Here is a 16,345-nt window from a genome sequence, read left to right as displayed (position 1 = left end):
AGGTGTCGGCGTCTTCGCCGACGGAGGGGTCATGAGCAGCGGGACTGAGGCTCAGGACCCCTCCGCCCCGTATGACGGGGCACCTCCCCAGCGAAGCTGGGGAGAAGAGTGAAAGGCACGCCCATATGCAAATACGCTGCGATCAAGGGGAGGCGAACGAGGCACAAAAAAAGTCCCTCCGAAGAGGGACCTTTCAAGTGACGCGAAGCGGGCCTGCCTCAGCCCTGGTCGAGGAAGCTGCGCAGCATGCGCGAGCGGCTCGGATGCTTCAGCTTGCGCAGCGCCTTGGCCTCGATCTGGCGAATACGCTCGCGCGTCACCGAGAATTGCTGGCCGACCTCCTCAAGCGTGTGGTCGGTGTTCATGCCGATGCCGAAGCGCATGCGCAGCACGCGCTCCTCGCGAGGCGTCAAGGTCGCCAGCACCCGGGTCGTGCTTTCGCGCAGATTGCCCTGGATCGCCGCCTCGAGCGGGATGACCGCGTTCTTGTCCTCGATGAAATCGCCGAGATGGCTGTCCTCCTCGTCGCCGATCGGCGTCTCGAGGCTGATCGGCTCCTTGGCGATCTTCAATACCTTGCGGACCTTCTCGAGCGGCATGCCGAGCTTCTCGGCGAGCTCCTCGGGCTGCGGCTCGCGGCCGATCTCGTGCAGCATCTGGCGGCTGGTGCGGACCAGCTTGTTGATCGTCTCGATCATGTGCACCGGGATGCGGATGGTGCGTGCCTGGTCGGCGATCGAGCGGGTGATCGCCTGCCGGATCCACCATGTCGCGTAGGTCGAGAACTTGTAGCCGCGCCGGTACTCGAACTTGTCGACCGCCTTCATCAGGCCGATGTTGCCTTCCTGGATCAGGTCGAGGAACTGCAGGCCGCGGTTGGTATATTTCTTGGCGATCGAGATCACGAGGCGCAGGTTGGCCTCGATCATCTCCTTCTTGGCGCGCATCATCTCGCGCTCGCCGTCCTGCACCGTCTTGCACATGCGGCGGAACTCGAAGATCGGCGCACCGGCGGCGTCGGAGATCACCTTGATCTCGGCACGGATCTTCTCGATGTCGGCCGGACGCTTCTTGGCAAAATCCTTCCAGCCGCGACCCGACAGCTTGCCGACCTTCTCGACCCAGTTGGGGTCGATCTCGTGCGTCAGGTAGTTGTCGAGGAACTCCTGGCGCGGAATGCGATAGCTCTCGGCCTGCCGCAGCAGCTTGCTTTCCAGAATCATCAGCTTGCGATTCAGGTCGTAGAGCGCGAGCTTGAGCTGCTCGATGCGGTTGGCGTTGATATGCACCGTGCGCACCAGCTCGACGATCTTCTTGCGGTGCCGCTCGTAGCTCTTCTCGAATTCCGCGCTGGGCTTCTGGCCGCGGCTCAAGGTCGACAGCCGCCGGTTCTGCACCTTCGACATCTCGGCATAGACCTTGGCGATGCGGGTCAGCGTCCGCAGCACCTCGGGCTTGAGCTTCTCCTCGAGCGCCGACAGCGACAGGGCGTTCTCGTCGTCCTCCTCGCCGCCTTCCGCCACGACGACGACGCCCTCGACAGCCTCGCCGTTCACGGCAGGCGCCGCCGGGCGCACGAGCTTCGGCAACGCCGGCGCCGGCCGCGGTATCGGCGGCGCCGCGGGACCGGCCGCGGGGATGGCGCCCTTGCCTTCGCCGGGCATGCCGCCCTGGGTCGCCTCGAGGTCGATCACGTCGCGCAGCAGCATGCGGCCTTCGTTGATCGCGTCGCGCCAGGTCAGCAGCGCCGTGATCGTCATCGGGCTCTCGCAGATGCCGCCGATCATCTTGTCCTGGCCGGCCTCGATGCGCTTGGCGATCTCGATCTCGCCCTCGCGGCTCAGCAGCTCGACGCTGCCCATCTCGCGCAGATACATGCGCACCGGGTCGTCGGTGCGGCCGAGCTCCTCGTCCTCGCCGGTTGCCTCGGCAGCCACCACGGCGGTCTTGGCCGGCTCGGCCGGATTGGCGGCGAGCGTGTCCTCCTGCTCTTCCGCCTCGACGACATTGACGCCGGCCTCCGACAGCATCGCCATCGTGTCCTCGATCTGCTCGGAGGACACTTCGTCGGGTGGCAGGGCGGCGTTCAGCTCGTCATAGGTGATATAGCCACGCTCCTTGCCCTTCTGGACGAGCTTCTTCAGCTCCGCTCCCAGGGTGTCGAGCAGGGGGGCGTCTGGCCCTTCTTCGCGGGTGTCGGTGGCTTCTGGCTGGACGACGGTCGCTGTCTTGGTCGCCATTCGTGATCCTTGGGTGCGCAAACAGATAAAGCGGCCGGTTCTGGCCGCGGAATGAGCTGCAAGAAGAGGAGGCGGAGAGGGCGGCCCCGCAAATCTACCCTTCTACTATATGGGAGCAAAGTTCAAGCGGCGGTAGGGGTTCCCTGATCAAATCGCATCCAGTGTGGCTAGGCGGTCTCGGGGTCACCGGGCGTCTGCCGCATTCGGTCCAGGATCTCCCGAAGGCGATGCAAATTCTCCTCACTCAGATCCTCGGCCAAGGCCTGTTCGGCCTGCTTGAGCTCGACCGGCTCCGCCACAAGACGGCCGAGGTGGCGAGCCGCTCGCCGCCACTGGGTGACCCAGTCGTCCGGTCCGGTCGAGGCCTCGCGAAAAACGCCGCGTGCCTTGGCCCGGGCGATGGTTGCAATGCGCCCCAGCCCAAGGTGCTCCAGATGCGCTTCGAGGGAGCCAACTTCAAGGAGTGGATCGACATTGACCTCGCCGGCCAAAGCTTCGGCCGCGGCCGGGTCGATGCCAGCTGGCGCCAGGGCAAGGGCATCGAGCAGGCCCTGCCGAAGGCGGGCCAGCTCGGCGTTGCCGATCGGCAGGTCGGCCAGCTCCTCGGCCAGGATGTGCAGCAGGGCAGGCCGCTCGAGCAGCGCGCCCAGCAGGACACGCTGTTGGCGTGATTCGTCGAGATCGACGGCGGCCCGCCGGGCTGCGGCGCCGGCAGCAAAGGGTGCGGAGTCGCGGTCTGATCGACGGTCCGGACTGCGCTCGCCCCGTCGTCCGCTTTGATGGACGGCCGGCCGCCACAGGCGGGCGAAGCGCTCCTTCATGTCAGACTTGTAGTAGTCGCGCACCACGGGATCGGCGATTTCCGCAACCCGCCGCTCGACGGCCCGCTGGACGGCGGCTCGCCGCTCCGGGGTGTCGGTGGCCTTGCCTTCGGTCTCGAGGTCCCAGATGACGTCGGCCAGGGGGCGCGCCAGAGTAAGCGCACGCCGCATCGCCTCGACCCCGCGGACCCGGATCAGGCTGTCGGGATCCTCGCCGGCCGGAAGGGCAAGGAAGCGGAGGCTCTTGCCGGCCCGCAGCAGGGGGAGCGCGCGTTCGGCGGCCCGACCGGCAGCGCGCCGGCCGGCATTATCGCCATCGAAGCAGAGATACGGTTCGTCGGCGAGCTTCCACAATTCGCCCAGCTGGCCCTCTGTCAGGGCTGTTCCGAGCGGGGCGACCGCCCCGGTAAAGCCTGCGCCATGGAGCGCAATCACGTCCATGTAGCCCTCGGCCACGATCACCGGCCCGTCCTTGGCTGCGGCGAGGCGGGCGCGGTCGAGGCAATAGAGATTGGCGCCCTTGTGGAACAGAGGCGTTTCGGGGGAGTTGAGGTACTTGGGTTCCCCCGACCCCATGACCCGGCCGCCGAAAGCGATGACCCGTCCTCGGCGGTCGGCAATCGGAAACATCACGCGACCGCGGAAGCGGTCATAGGGCGGCCGGCCGTCGTCCGGCTGGATGGCGAGCCCGGCCTCGACCAGCTTGTCCAGAGGGACGCCATCGCGCTGCAGGACGCCGGCCAGGCCATCCCGCATATCGGGAGCGAAGCCCAGGCGAAAATCATCGATGGTCGCCTCGTCGAGCCCGCGGCCGCGCAGATAGTCCAGCCCCTGCCGGCCGACCGGTAGCCGAAGCTGCCTCTGGAAGAGGCGCGCCGCCTGCTCGACGACCTCGTGCAAGGTCGCGGCCCGTTCGGCCCGTTCACGCTCCGCGGGCGTCGCGCGGGGCACCTGCAAGCCGACCTCGCGGGCCAGCTTTTCGACCGCCTCGGGGAAGGACAGGTTCTCCGTCTTCATGACGAAGCCCACGGCGTCGCCGTGCTCGCCGCAACCGAAGCAGTGGAAGAAGGCTTTCCGGTCATTGACCGTGAAGGAGGGGGTCTTCTCGTTGTGGAACGGGCAGAGGCCGGCGTATTCGGCGCCCGACTTGCGCCTCAGCACCACCTTGCGGCCGATGATCTCGGACAGGGTGAGGCGCGATCGCAGCTCGTCGAGGAAGCCCGGGGGGAAGGCCATTTTATGGCGTCAAGTCGACCTGACAACGTGTCAAGTCGACTTTACACAAAGGCCCAACCCCACGTGACAGATAAAACTATCCCCCGACTCTGATTGGGTTGACAGCTGCTGGATCAACAGCGCCTGAGTCAAGCCGGCCTGACACAGCGTCAAGCCGACGTTGCACTCTGACTTCATACAAGGAGTCCAACTGGACGTGCGTTGGGTCTTCAACCCGCCAGCACCTTCTTCACAGTCGCCGACGCCTTGGCGAAATCCATCTGGCCGGCGTACCTGGCCTTCAGGGCAGCCATGACACCGCCCATGTCCTTGATCGTCTTGGCCCCGGCAGAGGCTACAGCCTCGCGCACTGCCGCTGCCATGGCGGCTTCGTCCATCTGCTGGGGCAGGAAGCGCTCGATCACGGCGATCTCGGCTTTTTCCTTCTCCGCCAGCTCCGGGCGGTTGCCCTTCTCGTAGAGGACGACGGATTCGTTGCGCTGCTTGATCATGCCCTGCAGCATCGACAGGATCCGGTCGTCGGGCACGCCCTCGCGGCTGGTCTCCGTGCGGGCGGCGATATCGACCTCCTTGAGCTTGGCCAGGATCAGCCGGATGGCGCCGACGGACGCCATATCGCGGGCGCGCATCGCCTCTTTCAGCGCATCGTTCAGTTTCTCGCGCAACATGGTCTTGAGCCTCGGTGAAATACGGTGCGGAAACCAATCCCGCGCCATGGTGTTGGTAATGCAAATAAGCTATTGAAAACGCTTGTCAATTGGCTGCCGACAATGCCTTGACCCTGTGCGACCGCTTGGTTACAACCCGCGCGGCCTGCCGGTCGCCCGCCCGGGCGCAGCCGGGCCGGGCCACACGAACGGACAAGCTCATCATGACTTCCCCTTCTACCGCCGGCGCGACTGACGCCGCGCCGCGCTGGGCGACGGCCGCCCTTGTGCTGGCCGATGGCGCGGTGTTCTGGGGCAAGGGTGTCGGGGCGGGCCGCCACGCCGTCGGCGAGGTGTGCTTCAACACCTCAATGACCGGCTACCAGGAGATCATCACCGATCCCTCCTACGCCGGCCAGATCATCACCTTCACCTTCCCGCATGTCGGCAATGTCGGCACCAACCTCGAGGACATCGAGAGCATAACCCCGGCAGCGCGCGGCGTCGTGCTGCGCGGCGACATCACCAGCCCGGCCAACTGGCGGGCCGTCAAGCCACTCGACGATTGGCTGAAGAGCCATGACCTGCCCGGCGTCTGCGGTGTCGATACCCGCGCCATCACGCGCCGTATCCGCGACGGCGGACCGCCGAACGGCGTGGTCGTGCATGCCCCGGACGGCAGGTTCGACATCCCGGAGATGCGCCGCCTCGCCGAGGAATGGCCGGGACTCGACGGCATGGACTTGGCGGTCGAGGTGACGACCAAGCAGACCTACAGCTGGGACGAGACCAAGTGGGCGCTGGGCAAGGGCTACGGCAAGCTCGACAGGGCGCGCTATCACGTCGTCGCCGTCGACTACGGCGCCAAGCGCAACATCCTGCGCTGCCTCGCCAACACGGGCTGCCGGGTCACAGTGGTGCCGGCGACCGCCACGGCCGAGGACATCCTGCGCCACCGGCCCGACGGCGTCTTCCTGTCGAACGGGCCGGGCGACCCGGCGGCGACGACGGCTTACAGCGTGCCCGCCATTCAGGGGGTGCTCGACAAGGGCGTGCCGTTGTTCGGCATCTGTCTGGGGCACCAGATCCTGGCGCTGACGCTGGGCGGCAAGACACGCAAGATGGAGCGCGGCCATCGTGGCGCCAACCAGCCGGTCAAGGACCTGACCACCGGCAAGGTCGAGATCACGTCGCAGAATCACGGCTTCTGTGTCGTGCCGGAATCGTTGCCCGAGAGCGTCGAGGTGACACACGTCTCACTGTTCGACGGCACCAACGAGGGCCTGCGCTGCACCGATAAGCCGGCCTTCTCCGTCCAGTATCATCCAGAGGCGTCGCCCGGCCCGACCGACAGCCACTATCTCTTCGACCGCTTTGTCGAGATGATCGACAAGAGCAAGGGCAAGTAGGACCGGGGCATGCCCAAGCGCACAGACATCAAGAGCATCCTGGTCATCGGCGCCGGTCCGATCGTGATCGGCCAGGCCTGCGAGTTCGACTATTCCGGCGTCCAGGCCTGCAAGGCGCTGAAGGACGAGGGCTATCGGGTCATCCTGGTGAATTCCAATCCGGCGACGATCATGACCGATCCCGGGCTGGCCGACGCGACCTATGTCGAGCCGATCACGCCCGACATGGTGGCGCGCATCATCGAGAAGGAGAAGCCGGACGCCATCCTGCCGACCATGGGCGGCCAGACGGCGCTCAACACGGCGATGGCGCTGCATCGCGACGGCCGCCTGGAGAAGCTCGGAGCCGAGTTGATCGGCGCCAATGCCGCGGCCATCGACAAGGCCGAGGACCGCCTGTTGTTCCGCGAGGCCATGGTCAAGATCGGCCTGGAGTGCCCGAAGAGCGAGGTCGTGCACAATCGCGAGGAGGCCGTGAACGCGCTCGACCGGGTCGGCCTGCCGGCGATCATCCGGCCGTCGTTCACGCTGGGCGGCACCGGCGGCGGCATCGCCTACAATCGCGACGAGTACTTCGAGATCGTCCAGGGCGGCATCGACGCCTCGCCGGTCGGCGAGGTGCTGGTCGAGGAGTCCGTGCTCGGCTGGAAAGAGTACGAGATGGAGGTCGTGCGCGACCGGCGCGACAACTGCATCATCATCTGCTCGATCGAGAACGTCGATCCGATGGGCATCCATACCGGCGATTCGATCACCGTCGCGCCGGCGCTGACGCTCACGGACAAGGAATACCAGATCATGCGCGACGCCTCGATCGCGTGCCTGCGCGAGATCGGCGTCGACACCGGCGGATCGAACGTGCAGTTCGCCGTCGATCCGGCGAGCGGCCGCATGGTGGTGATCGAGATGAACCCGCGCGTGTCGCGCTCCTCGGCGCTGGCCTCGAAGGCGACCGGCTTTCCGATCGCCAAGGTCGCCGCGCGGCTCGCCGTCGGCTACACGCTCGACGAGCTGTTGAACGACATCACGGGCACCACCCCGGCCTCGTTCGAGCCGACGATCGACTACGTCGTCACCAAGATGCCGCGCTTCGCCTTCGAGAAGTTCCCCGGCGCCGAGGCCCTGCTCACCACCTCCATGAAGAGCGTGGGCGAGGCGATGTCGATTGGCCGGACCTTCCAGGAGTCCCTCCAGAAGGCGCTGCGCTCGATGGAGACCGGCCTGACCGGCCTCAACGAGATCGAGATCAAGGGCGCCCCGGACAAATCGGCGATCGTCGGCGCCCTGGCGCGGCCGACGCCGGACCGCGTGCTGGTGATCGCCCAGGCATTCCGCTTCGGCCTGTCGGTCGAGGAGATCGCGCACGCCTCGAAGTACGAGCCGTGGTTCCTGCGCCAGATCGAGGAGCTGGTGAAGGCCGAGGCCGTCATCCGGGAGGGTGGCCTGCCCGACGACGCCAAGAGCCTGATCGACCTCAAGAAGAAGGGCTTCTCCGACGAACGGCTGGCCGAGCTGTCGGGCCTGTCGGCGGCCGAAGTCGCCAAGCGGCGGCGCGCGCTGGGCGTCCGGCCGGTGTTCAAGCGCATCGACACCTGCGCCGCCGAGTTCGCGTCTCGCACGCCCTATCTCTATTCGGCTTACGAGGGGGATGGCCTGCATCCGGCCGAGTGCGAGGCCGAGCCGACCGACCGGCGCAAGGTGATCATCCTGGGCGGCGGCCCGAACCGCATCGGCCAGGGCATCGAGTTCGACTATTGCTGCGTCCATGCCGTCTACGCACTGCGCGAGGCGGGCTATGAGACAATCATGGTGAACTGCAACCCGGAGACCGTGTCGACCGATTACGATACGGCCGACCGGCTCTATTTCGAGCCGCTGACCGCCGAGGACGTGATCGAGCTGGTCGAGGTCGAGCGCCGGCGCGGCGAGCTGCTGGGGCTGATCGTGCAGTTCGGCGGCCAGACGCCGCTCAAGCTCGCCAAGCCGCTCGAGGCGGCCGGCATTCCCATTCTCGGCACGTCGCCTGACGCCATCGATCTCGCCGAGGATCGCGAGCGCTTCCAGAAGCTGATCCACCAGCTGAAGCTCAGCCAGCCCGACAACGGCACGGCGACCTCGCAGGACGAGGCGGTCGCCGTCGCGGAGAAGATCGGCTACCCGGTGGTCATCCGCCCGTCCTACGTGCTGGGCGGCCGGGCGATGCAGATCGTCTACGATCGCGAGGGACTGGAACGCTATACGCGCGATGCGGTGAAGGTGTCCGGCGCCAACCCGGTGCTGATCGATTCCTACCTGCGCGACGCCATCGAGGTCGACGTCGATGCGCTGGCCGATGGCGAGCAGAACGTGTTCGTCGCCGGCATCATGGAGCATATCGAGGAGGCCGGCATCCATTCCGGTGATTCGGCGTGCTCGCTGCCGCCTTATTCGTTGCCGGCCAAGGTGCTTGGCGAGATCGAGCGGCAGACCGAGGCGCTTGCCAAGGCGCTCAGGGTCGTCGGCCTGATGAACGTGCAGTATGCGGTGAAGGACGGGCACGTCTACATCCTCGAGGTCAATCCGCGAGCCAGCCGGACGGTTCCGTTCGTCGCCAAGGCGACCGGCCAGCCGATCGCCAAATTCGCCGCCCGTCTGATGGTCGGCGAGCCGTTGAAGGCGCTCGCCATCCGCAGGGCTCGCGGCAAGCACATCGCGGTCAAGGAAGCGGTATTCCCGTTCGCCCGCTTCCCGGGGGTGGATATCATCCTCGGCCCCGAGATGCGTTCGACCGGCGAGGTGATGGGCCTCGATTCGAATTTCGGTCGCGCCTTCGCCAAGTCGCAGCTCGGCGCCGGCAGCAAGGTGCCGGTCGACGGCGTGGTCTTCGTGTCGGTCAAGGACGCCGACAAGGCCGCCATGGTGCGGCCGGTGAAGCGCCTGGTCGAGCTCGGCTTCCGCGTGGTGGCCACCGGCGGCACCGCCGATTACCTGCGGCGCCACGGCATCGAGGCGCAGCGGGTCAACAAGGTGCTCGAAGGTCGGCCCCACATCGTCGACCAGATGAAGGACGGCCGGATCCAGCTGGTCTTCAACACCGTCGACGGGGCCGGCGCCCTGACCGACAGCTTCCTGCTGCGACGGACCGCCCTGATGCACAAGATCGCCTATTACACGACTGTCGCGGGGGCCAAGGCCTCGGTCGAGGGCATTGCCGCCCTCAAGGCGGGGGCATTGGACGTGGCGCCCCTGCAAGCCTACTTCAAGACGGCTTTCTAGCTCCCAATTCCCCAGACAGTGGCTTGAACGACGGCCGCGTTCGCCGTTGACGGCACGCGCTTGATTGAGGACGATTATCTGATGGAACGGGTTCCGATGACGGCCGAGGGGCTGAAGGGTCTCGAGGACGAACTGAAGCAGCTGAAGAGCGTGGAGCGCCCGGCGATCATCAAGGCGATCGCGGCAGCGCGCGAGCACGGCGACCTCTCCGAGAACGCCGAATATACCTCGGCGCGCGAACGCCAGGGCTTTATCGAAGGTCGCATCGCCGAGGTGGAGGACATCATTTCGCGCGCCGACGTGATCGACTTCAGCAAGCTGTCGGGCAAGACCGTCAAGTTCGGCGCCACGGTGAAGCTGGCCGACGAGGACACCGACGAGAAGGTCAAATACCAGATCGTCGGGCCGTACGAGGCCGATCTCGCGAAGGGACGGATTTCCGTGACCTCGCCGATCGGTCGCGCGCTGATCGGCAAGTCGGTAGGCGACACTGTCGAGGTTCAGACGCCGCGCGGCGCACGCTCTTATGAAGTGGTCGGCGTCCAGTTCAAGTAGGCGCGGCGACTGACGCGGAGTCGGTGCTTGGCGTCTTCGATTTTCGCCGTCCTTCGATTACCAAGTCAAGTTGGCATGCTGATTGGTATGGGTTTCGCGCCCCGTGCAGCGGCGCGCCGGCGGCCGATCATGGTCATCGTGGCGTACTGGATAAGGAACAGGACGGCCTTGCTGGCGATCCCCCAGATCGACATCGCGGCCGACCACGTGATCGGGTCGAGGGTCATTGCCAGCACGATGTTGAGCGCCGCCGAGCCGAACATCAGGCCGGCCCAGACGAAGCCGTAGATGTAGGCGATGTCCGAGACGGTCTGGACGGCGATCGGTGGCAGGTAGCGATTCAGCCAGCCGGGGCGCAGCATGTAGGCGCCGACGATGCAGTAGATGATGCTGGGCTTCAGCATGACGAAGCGGGCGTCGCTGGTGAGCAGTGTCGCCACGCCTGAGACGACGACGAGGCCGATGCTCAGCCACTGCATGGCGTCGATCTTCTGACGGCGCGCCATCAGCCAGCCGATCTGGATCACGCCCAGGCCGACGCCGAGGGCGACAGCCAGGACGAGATCCTTGGTGATCAGCAGGACGACCAGGAACAGCAGGGTCGACGCGAGGTCCAACACCAGCAGCCGGGCAGATCGAAGGAGGTTTGACATGGAGGCCTTCGCGATTGCGGCAACGCCGTGTATCTACCGTAAATCTATAGATACACAGCGTTTCCCACAAGTGAATTCACAGTCTTCCGGACTGCGAGCGTCTCGCTCGCGTGAGTTACATGAGTGAGCCAGACGCTCTCGGCAATCTCGCGCAGGCGTTCCAGGGTAACGTCCGGGGCAAGGCTTCCGTCAATGTGAAGGCTCCTAGTCGGTCGAAATGGGAACGCCAGGCAGCTGCTTGGCAGTGCGGAATACCATCATCGACTTCACATGGCTCACATTGGGCGCCGAGGTCAGACGGGTGGTCAGGAACTTCTGATACTCGTCCCAGGTCTCGGCGACGATCTTCAGCAGGAAGTCGGCCTCGCCCGCCAGCATGTGGCATTCGCGCACCTCTTCCCAGGTCGCCATCAGCTCCTCGAACGCCTTGAGATCGGTCTCCGCCTGGCTGTTGAGCCCGACCAGGGCGAATACCGCCACGCTGTAGCCCAGCGCTTCCGCGCTCAGCTCGGCGTGATAGCCCTTGATCACGGAGGCGCGCTCGAGCGCCCGCACGCGGCGCAGACACGGCGGGGCCGATATGCCGGCGCGTTCTGCCAGCTCGACATTGGTCATGCGGCCGTTCGATTGCAGATCGTTGAGTATGCGCCGGTCGACACGATCGAGCTTTGCGCGAGCCATCCAGTATCCTCCCTGAGCCGCGGTCCTATGCCAGAACCATGCCATTTGCGCAATAAAGTTGCGGCCCGAACACCGACATCTGTGAACAATTGCGTCAGCAGCCTCAGAAGGGCCGTGCACGCCGGCAGAGGTTTGCATATATGTGAAAGATATGCGGTTTACGGGATGCGGTTAGGACATGGCGGCAACTCATCGGAGTAAGGTGCTCATTCTGGGGTCCGGGCCGGCGGGATATACCGCGGCCATCTATGCGGCGCGGGCAAGCCTGAAGCCCATGCTGGTCCAGGGCATTCAACCGGGCGGCCAGCTCACCATCACGACCGACGTCGAAAACTACCCGGGCTTCGCCGACGTGATCCAGGGTCCGTGGCTGATGGAGCAGATGCAGAAGCAGGCCGAGCATGTCGGCACCGAACTGTTCTTCGACACCATCGTCGACGTCGATCTGGGCCGCCGGCCATTCGTTTGCCTGGGCGATTCAGGCGATCGCTACGAAGCCGACGCCCTGATCATCTCGACGGGGGCTACGGCCAAGTGGCTCGGCCTGCCCAGCGAGGAAGCGTTTCGCGGCGGCGGCGTCTCCGCGTGCGCGACCTGCGACGGCTTCTTCTTTCGCGGCAGGGAGGTCGTTGTCGTGGGCGGCGGCAACACCGCGGTCGAGGAGGCGCTCTACCTCACCCATCATGCATCGAAGGTGACGATCATCCATCGCCGCGATTCCTTTCGCGCGGAAAAGATTCTCCAGGAACGGCTGTTCCGCAATCCGAAGGTCACCGTGCTGTGGGATCACACGCTGCAGGAGATCGTGGGCGAAGCCAAGCCGGCACCCTTGGTGCAGGGCGTGCGCGTGCGCAACGTCAAGACCGGTGTCGACACGGAGCTGAAGGTCGATGGCGTCTTCGTTGCCATCGGCCATTCGCCCAACACCGAGCTGTTCAAGGGCAAGCTTGCCATGGACAGCGAGGGCTACCTGATCACCAAGCCCGATTCGACGGCGACGGATGTCGATGGCGTCTACGCTGCGGGCGACGTGCAGGACAAGATATTCCGCCAAGCCGTAACAGCGGCGGGGACCGGCTGCATGGCCGCCCTCGAAGCGGAAAAATGGTTGGCGCGCCAGGAAGCGCGTCTTGCGCAAGCCGCGGAGTAACCGGCCGCGCACGGGAGGCGAACGCCATGGATTGGGACAAGCTGCGGATCTTCCAGGCCGTGGCCGATGCCGGAAGTTTCACCCACGCCGGAGAGACGCTGAAGCTCAGCCAATCGGCGATCTCGCGCCAGATCGGCGCTCTCGAGGAGCAGCTCGGCGTCATGCTGTTCCATCGCCATGCGCGCGGCCTGATCCTGACCGAGCAGGGTGAGCTCTTGTACCGCACGGCCCGCGACATGGCCTCCAAGGTCAACACCGCCGAGGCGCTGCTGCGCGCCAACCAGGACAAGCCGGCCGGGCGCCTCAAGGTCACGACCACCGTCGGCTTCGGCTCGACCTGGTTGACGGCGCAGATGCACGATTTCATCACCATGTACCCCGAGATCGACGTCAGCCTGGTGCTGTCGGACAACGAGCTCGATCTCGGGATGCGCGAAGCCGACGTCGCCATTCGCATGGTGATGCCGCGCCAGCCGGGCCTCGTGCAGCGCCATCTGCTGACCGTGCGCAGCCACGTCTATGCGTCGCACGGCTACATACAGAAGTACGGCAAGCCGACGACCATCGAGGAGCTCGACCGGCATCGCCTGATCATCTTCGGCGAGGATGCTCGCGCGCCCGTGCAGGACGTCAACTGGCTGCTGAAGGAAGGGCAGATGGACCAGTCGAACCGGGTGGTCGTGCTGCGCGTCAACAATGTGTACGGTATTTTCCGCGCTGTGGAATCGGGTTTGGGAATCGCCTCGCTGCCCGACTACCTGGCGCGGGAATCGACCAAGATCGAGATGCTGCTGCCCAATCTGAATGTGCGTACGACCGACGTCTATTTCACGTACCCGGAAGAGCTGCGCCACTCCAAGCGCATTGCCGTCTTCCGCGATTTCCTGCTGCGCAAAGTGGCGGAGACGCGCTTTTGACGGCTAGATGTGCGGGATTGCATAGTTGATGAAAGACATGCAGCAGTCGCATGCCAGTGATCGGAAATCGGCCCCTACCAATAGCGCTGCAGAGGACTAGGTTTAAGACAGGTTTTCGGAGCGGATGGCTTTGGCCTGATGCGTTCGAAACTCGGGATCCTCATGATCCCACGTCTCCCAGACGTGAAGCCTCCCTGTTTGACTTCGCCGGGCCTTCGGGCCCGGCATTTTTTTGTCAATGGTTTCAGGGGCTTGGATGAATATTGCGGGACGTGTCGGGGGTTAGTCGCAGGCGCCGGTTTCCAGGAACCGTTCCAGCCTTGCCCGGTAAGGGACAATGTCGATGCCGCTGTCGCGCAGCCAGCAGGGATCGAAATAGGTCGAGGTGTAGCGCTCGCCGCTGTCGCAGATCAGCGTTACCAGCGCTCCCCTGCGGCCCTCGCGCATCATGCCGGCCGCGACTTGGCACAAGCCGTAGAAGTTCGTCCCCGTCGAGCCGCCGACGCGGCGGAACAGGTGCTCGGAAAGCACATGCGCGGCGGCGATCGAGGCGGCGTCGGGAATGCGTATCATCTGATCGATCGCGCCCGGGATGAAGGATGGCTCGACGCGCGGCCGGCCGACACCCTCGATCCGGGACGGGATCGGGCAGGTGACCGACCGGTCTCCGCTGACATAGGCGTCATAGAAGGCGGAATGCTCGACGTCGGCGACGCAAAGGCGTGTCGCCAGGTTGCGATAGCGGATGTAGCGCCCGATCGTTGCCGACGTGCCGCCGGTCCCGGCGCTCATGACGATCCAGTCCGGCACCGGATGAGGCTCGGCCGACATCTGATTGAAGATGCTTTCGGCGATGTTGTTGTTGCCCCGCCAGTCAGTTGCCCGCTCCGCATTGGTGAACTGGTCGAGGTAGTGACCGCCGGTTTCGCGGGCGACCTGCGCCGCGGCCTCGTAGACCTCTCCGGGAGCGTCGACGAAATGGCAGCGGCCGCCGAACCGTTCGATCGCCTCGACCTTGCTGCGGCTGGTCGAGCGCGTCATGACGGCGATGAAGGGCAAGCCGAGGAGCTGGGCGAAGTAGGCCTCGCTCACCGCGGTCGAGCCGGACGACGCCTCGACCACGGTCGTCCCGGCGCCGATGTAGCCGTTACAGATGCCGTAAAGAAACAGCGAATGCGCCAGCCGATGCTTCAGGCTGCCGGTCGGATGGGTCGACTCGTCCTTGAGATAGATCGACAGGCCTGCCAACCCCTTGAAAACAGGCTTGAGCAGGTGAGTATCGGCCGACCGACGGCGATCACCCTGAAGCAGCTCGATCGCCCGAATGGTCCAGCTTCGATCGCGCGATGTCGGCGCCGAGACCCTTTCAAAACCCGCCGTGTCTTGCTTGTGCATGCCGGTCACACCCGCTTCCTCGCCGTGAGTTCACCCGTGTTTGCCGTGCCCTGCAAGAGCGCGAGTCCCACCACGCCTGGCGTACGCCACTCTCGGCAATGCTCGGCAAGCGTCGGATAACACCACTTAATCACGACCACTGCCGCTCGCCCAGGCGATGCCGCGGAGGATCGTCCTTGCCCCGAATAGCGCCATGCACAGGATGCGCCGCCGCAGGTCTCCCGATGCCCGTGTTTCGGGATTCAATGAAAGTGCAGCTGTCGCAGCGGGTTGGCTGATCTCGGCAGGCTGTCTGCGGAAACCAAGCGTGGCGCACTTGGGACGTTCTGCCGCTGGTATGTCGACCAGTGGATTGCCGCCAGCAATTGATGTGGCAGGCCCCCGTTGCCATATGTATCGTCTACGTTAAGACAAGGTTCGATGTTTTCCGAGGTTCGCCAAGCCATTCTCCCCTTGGCTCTGCGCACGATTAAGCGCCGGGGCGACTTGGAACGTGCGGGCCTCCTGATCGAGTCGCTGGCCAAACATTGGCGTGACAGCAAGCCGTTCGAGCTCTTGATCGTGTCGCCTGCGAGGGACGCCGACCTGCTGCGGACCAGCTTGCCGAGCTTTCCAAAAATCAGCGTGTCGGTGCGTCCCGAAAGCGACTTCTTCTCGCCGCTCAGCGGCTTCTACTTCATGACTGGTTGGTACCGGCAGCAGATCGTCAAGTTGCATGTGCCCGTGAAGTTGGGCTTCAAGGGCTACCTGACGCTCGATTCCGATGTCTGCTGCGTCGGCGATTTCGATGCTCGGACCTTCGTTCAGGACGGCAGGGGCCTGTCGCGCTGGGAGCCCAAGCGTCATCACGAATGGTGGCGCAACGTTACCGACGTGGTCGGCACCACCTACGACGCCAACGGTCATGGCCTCTCGGTGACGCCGAACCTGCTGCATGCCGATCTCGCCGGGCAGGCGCTTCAACACTTGCGTCATGGGATGTGGGGGAGCCTGTTGCCCCTCATGTCGTGGAAGGTGCGGCGCCCGGCTGGTGTGCCGTGGACCGAGTACTCGCTCTACACCAGCGTCGCCGAGCTGAAGGGCAACCTGTTCGACTATCACGTCGAATGGAACACCTGCTACGCGGCGGACGTGCACTTGTTCTCCGAGCAGTCCTGCGTGTGGGGCGCCGACGATTTCGAGCGCCTGGTCAAACTGCCCAATGGCAGCGACCCCGGCGGCAAGTTCATCATCGTCCAGAGCCACGCCCGCATCCCCCTCGAACGCGTGCGCGAGTACTGCCTGAGCTTCGCCGGCTGAGCGGTCATCCTCCTCCCCAAGCAGAGCTTGGGGAGGTGTCGCCGTCTAAGGGCTTTTGGCCGCTCTGCGGCCAAAATGCCTGGGCGA

The 16,345-nt window shown here is 65.1% G+C and carries 12 protein-coding genes; 6 read left to right on the top strand and 6 right to left on the bottom strand.

Annotated elements, in window-relative coordinates; genetic code table 11:
* Nucleotides 1-218 precede the first annotated feature (218 nt).
* From rpoD to ACILR9_RS24380, 3 genes are all read right to left on the bottom strand, one after another.
* A complete protein-coding gene (gene rpoD / locus ACILR9_RS24390; RefSeq protein ID WP_395712567.1) occupies nt 219-2,240 on the bottom strand; it encodes an RNA polymerase sigma factor RpoD in 2,022 nt (673 codons plus the stop codon).
* Between the two features lie 167 nt (nt 2,241-2,407).
* Nucleotides 2,408-4,297: a DNA primase gene (gene dnaG, locus ACILR9_RS24385; RefSeq protein ID WP_395712566.1), complete on the bottom strand. Its 1,890-nt coding sequence runs from the start codon at nt 4,295-4,297 to the stop codon at nt 2,408-2,410.
* Between the two features lie 209 nt (nt 4,298-4,506).
* Entirely contained in the window at nt 4,507-4,965 is a 459-nt protein-coding gene (locus tag ACILR9_RS24380; protein ID WP_395712565.1) for a GatB/YqeY domain-containing protein, read from the bottom strand.
* A 203-nt stretch (nt 4,966-5,168) separates the two neighbouring features.
* On the opposite strand from ACILR9_RS24380, the gene carA reads away from it, so the two are divergent.
* From carA to greA, 3 genes are all read left to right on the top strand, one after another.
* Nucleotides 5,169-6,353 (top strand): glutamine-hydrolyzing carbamoyl-phosphate synthase small subunit, encoded by a 1,185-nt coding sequence (carA, locus tag ACILR9_RS24375; protein WP_395712564.1) that lies wholly within the window; start codon nt 5,169-5,171, stop codon nt 6,351-6,353.
* 9 nt (nt 6,354-6,362) lie between these two features.
* Nucleotides 6,363-9,608, top strand: coding sequence for a carbamoyl-phosphate synthase large subunit (carB, locus tag ACILR9_RS24370; protein ID WP_395712563.1), 3,246 nt, complete (start codon nt 6,363-6,365; stop codon nt 9,606-9,608).
* An 81-nt stretch (nt 9,609-9,689) separates the two neighbouring features.
* Nucleotides 9,690-10,163 (top strand): transcription elongation factor GreA, encoded by a 474-nt coding sequence (greA, locus tag ACILR9_RS24365; protein WP_395712562.1) that lies wholly within the window; start codon nt 9,690-9,692, stop codon nt 10,161-10,163.
* Between the two features lie 65 nt (nt 10,164-10,228).
* Here the strand turns inward: greA and ACILR9_RS24360 are convergent, their stop codons facing one another.
* Both ACILR9_RS24360 and ACILR9_RS24355 read right to left on the bottom strand, forming a co-directional pair.
* Nucleotides 10,229-10,816, bottom strand: a complete 588-nt coding sequence (locus ACILR9_RS24360; RefSeq protein WP_395712561.1) for an inner membrane-spanning protein YciB — start codon at nt 10,814-10,816, stop codon at nt 10,229-10,231.
* 204 nt (nt 10,817-11,020) lie between these two features.
* Nucleotides 11,021-11,497 carry an Lrp/AsnC family transcriptional regulator gene (locus ACILR9_RS24355; protein ID WP_395712560.1) on the bottom strand — a complete coding sequence of 159 codons (477 nt, stop codon included), beginning with the start codon at nt 11,495-11,497 and terminating at the stop codon, nt 11,021-11,023.
* A gap of 178 nt (nt 11,498-11,675) precedes the next feature.
* Between ACILR9_RS24355 and trxB the strand changes: the two genes are divergently transcribed.
* Nucleotides 11,676-12,647, top strand: coding sequence for a thioredoxin-disulfide reductase (gene trxB, locus ACILR9_RS24350; RefSeq protein WP_395712559.1), 972 nt, complete (start codon nt 11,676-11,678; stop codon nt 12,645-12,647).
* Nucleotides 12,648-12,673: 26 nt separating this feature from the next.
* Complete coding sequence (locus ACILR9_RS24345; protein ID WP_395712558.1) at nt 12,674-13,564, top strand: LysR family transcriptional regulator; 891 nt, start codon at nt 12,674-12,676, stop codon at nt 13,562-13,564.
* Between the two features lie 282 nt (nt 13,565-13,846).
* On the opposite strand, the gene ACILR9_RS24340 is transcribed toward ACILR9_RS24345, so the two are convergent.
* Nucleotides 13,847-14,959 carry a PLP-dependent cysteine synthase family protein gene (locus ACILR9_RS24340; RefSeq protein WP_395712557.1) on the bottom strand — a complete coding sequence of 371 codons (1,113 nt, stop codon included), beginning with the start codon at nt 14,957-14,959 and terminating at the stop codon, nt 13,847-13,849.
* A 420-nt stretch (nt 14,960-15,379) separates the two neighbouring features.
* On the opposite strand from ACILR9_RS24340, the gene ACILR9_RS24335 reads away from it, so the two are divergent.
* Nucleotides 15,380-16,258 (top strand): DUF6492 family protein, encoded by an 879-nt coding sequence (locus ACILR9_RS24335; RefSeq protein WP_395712556.1) that lies wholly within the window; start codon nt 15,380-15,382, stop codon nt 16,256-16,258.
* The last annotated feature ends 87 nt before the right edge of the window (nt 16,259-16,345 follow it).

The sequence above is a fragment of the Reyranella sp. genome, from assembly GCF_044224635.1.
Lineage (GTDB): Bacteria > Pseudomonadota > Alphaproteobacteria > Reyranellales > Reyranellaceae > Reyranella.
Note: the sequence above shows the minus strand (reverse complement) of the source record. Positions and strands in the feature narration are given on the sequence as shown.